A 7,475-nucleotide genomic window follows, 5' to 3' on the forward strand; every position below is an offset into this window, starting at 1 on the left:
ATTCAAGTTGCCAACAGTAAGTCACTTGACGCGTATGAATCGTCGTTTCAAGTGAAGCACATTACCTTGCCAGCGGCACGCGGCGAAATTATTGATACTAATGGTCAGGTACTGGCCATGGATGTCCCGCGCGACCAGGTGGTTGCTGCACCCAAATATATTACCCAGCCCCAAAAAGAGGCTACCGAATTGGCGCACTATTTGCCATTTAGCGCGCATGTTCTCGATGGGGTGCTGTCTAACCATGCATGGTACGCCATGTTGGATGATTCGGTGACGCCGGCCATCGCTGCTAAGATTGCGGCCTTGAATCTGACCGGCATCAGTACCATCCCGGTTACCGGCCGAGAATACCCGAATGGAGACTTGGCCTCTCAGGTGTTAGGTTTTGTTGGGTCCAATGGAGAAGGTCTGGCGGGTATTGAGTATGAGGACAACAGCATATTAAGCGGGACACCCGGTTCATGGACGGTGCGTGAGGATGCTTATGGGGATCCTCTATTGCAGTGGCAAGAGGCCTATAAGGCACCCAAGCCTGGCGATACGGTGCAACTTACGATTGACGGTAATATTGAAGCAGAAGCGCAAAAATGGCTCAAGTGGGGCATTAAGCGGGCGCACGCTAAAAACGGCACCGTGATTGTCATGAATGTCCACACCGGCGCCATTATTGCACTCGCCAATTGGCCTGATTTTAATCCCAATAATCCCGGGACGGCGACGCCGCTTGAAGAAGAGGACTATGCCGTGCAGGATCCGTTTCCACCGGGGTCTATATTTAAGCCCGTGACAGCCACCGCAGCTCTGACACTCGGCTTATTTACGCCCAATAGTATGTTTTATACCGACGGATACAAAATTGTGGATGGAGTGCGCATTGACGATTGGAATCCGGTAGGTTGGGGTTGGATTACCTTTACTAAGGGACTGGAAGTATCCTCTGACCAGGTGTTTATGGATGTGGCGTTGAAACTTGGGGCGAGTGCACTTTACCACTTCGTCAATCTCTTTCAGTTCAATCATCCCAGTAATGTTGGACTGCCGGGAGACTCCAACAGTATTTGGATTCCCCTTAAAGATGTTAACGCTGTAGACCTGGCGACGGAGGGTTTTGGACAAGGGATGGCCGTGACCGCCATGCAAATGATTACGGCCGATAATGCGGTGGCTAATGATGGGGCCTTAGTTCAGCCGCACATTGTTCAGGACATTTTAAGTCCCTCCGGTAAGGTGATTAAGAAAACGCCGGTGGTGATTGAATCGCACCCGACCAATGTGACCATAGCCAAGGAAGTCCAGCATATGATGCAGCTTGAAGCCACCGAAGGGACGGGAGTCCCAGCGCAGGTGCCAGGCTACATCATTGCCGGGAAAACGGGTACTGCTCAGAAAATTATTGATGGCAAGACCTCGAATACGCAGTTTGTGTCGAGTTATATGGGATATGGGCCGATGCCGGATCCGAAGTTCATTATGTTGGTCACGATTAACCATCCGGTAGGAAGTCTCTTTTATGGTGACCAGGTGTCGGCACCCGTATGGAAGAATATTGCCACGTTCATGTTCAAGTACTGGAAAATTAAGCCCTACGCGGGACCGGACAATGGTTCGAAGCCGGGACCGATTCCCTAAAGTTCTTGATCCTAGGTGAGTGTCATACATATGGGGAGTAGCCAGCCCGTCCTCACGGGTAGGGGGGTCTCCATGATGAATGATCGGCCACCGTTGATTTTGAAGCGACGCAATTTTGTGGTCTTGATGGGAATCGGATTATTCGATTTACTGATTGGAAGTCGACTGGTGACAATACAGGCATTGGATTCAAAGCATTTCTCACGATTGGCGGACAGCATTCATTTTCGCTCGGTGCCAATGGCGCCGTTTCGAGGGAATATTGTGGATCGGAACGGCGCCCTTCTGGCGGGGAGTCATCACGCCTATTCGCTCTACGCGATTCCGGCACAAACGCGCGGCGAACGCCAAAGTGAGAGTATCTTGTTGGCGGATGTGTTGGACCTCAATCAAGCCCGAGTGCTGCGCCGCCTCTCGCGACGACAAGGATTTGTGTGGATCAAGCGGCGCCTGAATAATACGGAGCTTGAGACTATCCGTAGCCAGTTGATGTCTTTGCCGGGTCTCCATTTACTTACGGAAACGGATCGCTATTATCCTGAAGGCCAATTAGCGGCCGGCGTCTTAGGGTTCACAGGGGTGGATAACCAGGGCTTGGCAGGAGTCGAGCTTATCTATAACAAGGTGCTGGAAGGAAAGCCCGGTGCCATTCAAGAAGAATACGACGCCCACGGGCGCACGATTCGTTTTGCCGAACAGCGCATTCGGCCATCTCGGCAAGGAGATACCTTGGAATTGACGATTGATGAGAACATCCAATGGATGGCCGAGCGGGCGGCAGAACGAGCCATGATTGCGACGGGAGGGAAGGCAGTCATGGTGACGGTCATGCACCCCAAAACGGGGGGGATATATGCTATGGCCCAACGCCCGACCTTTAATCCGAATGAGTTTCGAGACTATAATCCTAAACTATACCGGGAACTGGTGGTGACAGATGCCATTCCGCCGGGATCCATATTCAAGCCCGTGACTTTAGCGACGGCGCTTGAGGCCGGGACCACCAGGCCAGGGGCGGGATTTTGGTGTCCCGGTTTCAAAATTATTCTCGGACGCAGGGTGAATTGTTGGCGACCGCAGGGACATGGTGCCGAGACCTTAGGCGATGTGGTCAAAAACTCTTGTAATGTGGGATTCATGGAATTGGGTCTGGGATTGGGGCTAGATCGGTTTTATGAGGGATTGGCTACGTTTGGAGTGACAAAGCGAACGGGGATTGATTTGCCGGGAGAAGCACTCGGAATATTTCCGCGCAAAGGACGGGTAACGGCTCTCGATCTCGCGATCATGGCGTTTGGACAAACGCTCACTGTCACCCCCATTAGTCTTTTGACTGCCGTGAGTGCCATTGCTAATGGCGGAACATTGATGAAGCCCCACGTGGCTCGGGAAATTCTTTCACCTCAAGGAACCATAATTCAAGATTATGACCAAAGCCCTAAGCGGCGAGTAATCTCTGAGGAGGTGGCGACCTTAGTGCAAAACATGATGGCACGAGTGGTGAAAGAAGGTACAGGTAAGTTGGCTCAGGTACCGGGATATCGTGTAGCGGGCAAGACGGGCACAGCTCAGAAGGTGATTAATGGGCGCACCGAAAAAGGGATTTATATTTCCTCGTTTATTGGGTTTGCGCCAGTTCCTCATCCCCAAGCGGCGATTTTAGTGTCGATCGATGAGCCGGTGGGACCATTTTATGGAGGCCAAATTGCTGCCCCGGTATTTGGACGGTTGATGCGGGATATCTTACGTTATCTTAAAGTGCCTCCAACTGAACCCATTTCCCCGCCCAAACGCGGACAATTGCAAATGGTGCCCGATTTGGTAGACCTCAGTCCCGAAATCGCGCTTCAGGATGCGGCCATCTTTGGGTTTTCGGTACAATTTAAAGGACAGGGCTCAATAGTTGTACAACAATCGATTACCTATGGAGGATACCGCCCAACTGGTACGCTTTTAACATTGACATTAGGCAACCATTCCCGTGATTATTTAGAGTGGGTTACCGTTCCTCAATTTGAGGGAATGGCGTTGCGCGACGCGCAACAATTGGCGTTCGAATTGGGACTAAACGTCGCCGTGATCGGTGAAGCATCAGGCACCATCATTCGTCAAGGGCAAAGGGAAGGCGCTCAGGTGAAGTCGGGAACCATCGTGAACGTTTGGCTAGGGTCACGAAAGCGGGGAAATCAATGACACTGAATGAATTAGTTCAAATCATGGGGATCGGGACCATTGTCGGAGATGGGGCAATCGCACTGTCGGGGATTCAACATGATTCGCGTCAGGTGATGCCGGGCGACCTATTTTGTGCGATTCCGGGATTTCATACTGATGGGCATTTATATTGCGTAGAGGCCAAGTCCCGCGGAGCCGTGGCATTCTTAGTTGAAAATCCTGATGCCATTCCGCCCAATGCCGCGGGCATTGTTGTGACGGATGCGCGCAAGGCGTTAGCCAAGGTGGCAGATGTGTTTTACAGTCATCCTTCGGGTCGTCTGTGGATGGTGGGGGTTACAGGCACTAATGGCAAGACTACGACGACACACTTGATTCGGGCCGTGTTAGAAGGGGGTGACGTCTCTTGCGGCTTGACTGGGACGCTACATACGCTGATTGGGCCGGAAACCTTTAAGGTGGTTCGTACCACCCCGGAAGCCCCCGATCTGTCGCGCATTCTTCGTCATATGGCTGATCGAGGTATGAAGGCAGCGGTCATGGAGGTTTCATCTCATGCGCTTGCTCTGGCACGCGTCGACTGTGTCGATTATGACGTGGCAGTCTTTACCAACCTGACCCAGGATCATTTAGATTTTCATCATGATTTTGAAAGTTATTTTCGAGCCAAAGCGTTACTCTTTGAACGATTGGGGACAGGCAGCGAAAAAGGGCCACGAGCAGCCATCATTAATGGAGATGATCCCTATGCGGCTCGTTTAGCCGCTCTGGTGCGGGTGCCGGTCATTACTTATGGATTGTCGGACCACTGCCAGGTTCGGGCGTCCCAAGTACTCATTACGAGTCGCGGGGTTCAGTTTTTAGCAACATTTCCTTCAGGAGACCAGCACGGAGTCCAGTTCGGCATGCCGGGGCGGTTTAATGTCATGAATGCTCTGGCGGCATTGACGGTGGGATATGTCTATGGATTGGCGCCGGAAAAGATGATTGAAGCTTTAGCGATGTATCCTGGGGTCCCAGGTCGTTTCGAACGTATTGATGAGGGACAGCCGTACAGCGTGATTGTGGACTATGCGCACACGCCGGACGGACTAGAAAATGCCTTGAAAACGGCCCGCGAGTTTGCCATCGGAAAGATTGGGGTGGTGTTTGGTGCGGGAGGTGACCGCGATCGCGGCAAGCGTGCCTTGATGGGAGAAGTGGCAGGTCGGCTGGCAGACTGGACGATGTTGACGGCTGACAATCCTCGATCGGAGGATCCTATGGAGATTATTCATCAGATTGAAGAGGGTCTCCACAAGGTCCATGGCGAATGGCAAGTGGAATTAGATCGAGAGCGGGCGATAAAGCTAGCCCTCACACAAGCACAGCCCGGCGATGTCGTGCTGATTGTGGGTAAGGGGCATGAGACATACCAAATTTATCGAGATGGCACCATTCAATTTGATGATCGAGAAGTGGCACGTCACGTACTGAGGGAGATTAAACACGGATGATGTGGTTGACGTTGCGGGACATAGAACGGTGGACTGATGGTACCATCCTGAATGCTAGAGACGATCAACGGGTCGAGAAGCTGAGTATTGATAGCCGCGAGTCAGCAGCTGGGGTGCTTTTTGTGGCGCTTCCCGGAACGCATACCGATGGCCATAAATTTGTACCGGAGGTATGGGCTCAGGGGGGGATTGTTCTGGTTCGGGATGATTATCCGAGACAGGATGGCCCGCAAATTCGGGTGCCCTCACCACTAGACGCCATGGGTCAGATCTTGCGCCGCTATATTGATGCCCATAATATTCATGTGGTGGGCGTCACCGGAAGTGTTGGGAAAACCAGCGTGAAAGAGTTATGTGCAGCGGCACTTAGTGAAAATTTTGCGACAAAAGCGTCGTTAGGCAATTTTAACACCGCAATCGGATTGCCTTTGTCTTTTTTCTCCGGTGGTGCACAGGTGACTCACTTTGTTGCGGAGATGGGCATGAGCGCATCCGGGGAGATTACGCGTTTGACCACCATAGCTCCTCCCGAAGTGGCGGTCATCACCACTATTGGATCGAGCCATCTGGAGAAATTAGGGTCGATGGAAGCCATACGCGATGCTAAAGGAGAGATTTTGTCGGGATTAAAGCCGGGAGGAATCGCGGTATTAAACCGCGATAACCCTTGGATCCGTGAACTGGCGGCTCAGCATCATGGACCGATTCGCTGGTTTGGAGGCGGCGAGGACGTCGAAGCGAGAGTTGATCGCACGGCTGTCGAAGAAGATGGCACGACGATACAAATAACCTGGCAAAAAAGAGCGTTATCGATACGAATACCATGGCTAGGGGCTCATCACGCCTACAACGTGGCAGCGGCGCTATTAGTGGCCGATTCGTTGGGGGTGTCCTGGGACGCAGCCATCAAGGGTATTGAGTCGATTGATCCGGCGCGCTCGCGGGTGCGGCTCGTGGAGGCGGGGTTTTTTACCTTGTTGATTGATGTCTATAATGCCAGCCCGCTTTCGGTGAAGGCGGCATTAGCTGTGCTTCGCGACAGAGCAGGTCGGCGGGTTGCGGTGATTGGCGATATGCTGGAATTGGGAGCTGACGAAGTGCCAGGTCATCGCGAGATCGGTCGGGCTGCTTGCGGAGCTGTTGACTGGCTTTTAACGGTAGGGTCCCGATCCAAAGAGACTCATCAGGAAGCCCTGACCTGCGGCGTCAATAGTCATTGGGTGGCCACCCGCGAGGAGGCCTTGGAGGTACTCAAGGAAGAACTGAAAACACACGACGTGGTTCTGCTGAAAGCCTCTAGGGGAATGGGCTTTGAGGCGATCGCCCAACAACTGGAAGAGTGGGGGCGATCGCAATGAACGAAGTATGGGCGGGGCTTATTGGGCTTGCGGTGGCGCTCATTGTAGCTCCGATCTTCATCCCCTGGTTGCAGCGGATGAAGTTTGGACAACAGGTGAGAGAGGTGGGGCCTCAGGCGCACTTAAAGAAGCAAGGGACGCCGACCATGGGAGGACTGATTTTTCTTCTGGGAATTCCGGTCGCGGTGGCCCTTTTAGACCCCCATAGCGCTCGCCTCTGGGCATTGACAATACTTACGATGGGTTATGGCGCCATTGGATTCGCAGACGATTTTCTTAAGGTGGTGCTGAAGCGGCCACTGGGATTAAGAGCGCGCGAGAAACTGCTTTTGCAGCTTTTGGTGGCGGTTGCTTTTGCCTGGTATGTGTATCCGCTGGTTCCAGCGGACGGATATCTCCTGCCGTTTCACTTGGGGCACTTGGCGCTGGGCTGGTGGTATGGCCCGATATCTGTTCTGGCCATTTTGGGTGCCAGTAACGCGGTTAATATCACCGATGGAGTGGATGGTTTGGCGGGGGGAGCAATGGTTTTAACGATGGCGTTCTTTGCTCTGCTTGGTCTAAAGGCTCATGATGTGCCCCTGACGGTCTTTTCCCTATCTCTGGTCGGGGGGCTCGTCGGATTCTTACGGGTTAATCTCCATCCTGCTAAGGTGTTTATGGGAGATACCGGGTCTCTCGCGTTAGGAGCTGCGCTTGCGGGAGCTGCTGTGATTTCGGGCGCCCCGTTGTTATTGCCATTGGTTGGTATTCTCTATGTCATTGAAACGCTCTCGGTCATCATTCAAGTGATCAGTTTTCGGTTGACGGGTCG

At 52.8% G+C, this 7,475-nt stretch carries 5 protein-coding genes; all 5 read left to right on the forward strand.

Annotated features, from left to right (window positions below; genetic code table 11):
• Positions 1-1,632, forward strand: a 1,632-nt coding sequence (locus ACOJWD_RS14345; protein WP_486993929.1) for a peptidoglycan D,D-transpeptidase FtsI family protein, incomplete at its 5' end; no start/stop codon positions are given.
• A gap of 72 nt (positions 1,633-1,704) precedes the next feature.
• On the forward strand, positions 1,705-3,825 hold the full coding sequence (locus ACOJWD_RS14350; RefSeq protein WP_486993930.1) for a penicillin-binding transpeptidase domain-containing protein: 2,121 nt from the start codon (positions 1,705-1,707) through the stop codon (positions 3,823-3,825).
• Positions 3,822-5,303 carry a UDP-N-acetylmuramoyl-L-alanyl-D-glutamate--2,6-diaminopimelate ligase gene (locus tag ACOJWD_RS14355; protein WP_486993931.1) on the forward strand — a complete coding sequence of 494 codons (1,482 nt, stop codon included), beginning with the start codon at positions 3,822-3,824 and terminating at the stop codon, positions 5,301-5,303. The genes ACOJWD_RS14350 and ACOJWD_RS14355 overlap by 4 nt, the downstream gene beginning before the upstream one ends.
• A complete protein-coding gene (locus tag ACOJWD_RS14360) occupies positions 5,300-6,661 on the forward strand; it encodes a UDP-N-acetylmuramoyl-tripeptide--D-alanyl-D-alanine ligase (protein ID WP_486993932.1) in 1,362 nt (453 codons plus the stop codon). Before ACOJWD_RS14355 ends, ACOJWD_RS14360 begins: the two co-directional genes overlap by 4 nt.
• On the forward strand, positions 6,658-7,475 hold an 818-nt coding region (gene mraY / locus ACOJWD_RS14365; RefSeq protein ID WP_486993933.1), incomplete at its 3' end, for a phospho-N-acetylmuramoyl-pentapeptide-transferase. The genes ACOJWD_RS14360 and mraY, both read left to right, overlap by 4 nt.

The sequence above is a fragment of the Sulfobacillus sp. TH-112 genome (assembly GCF_057473405.1).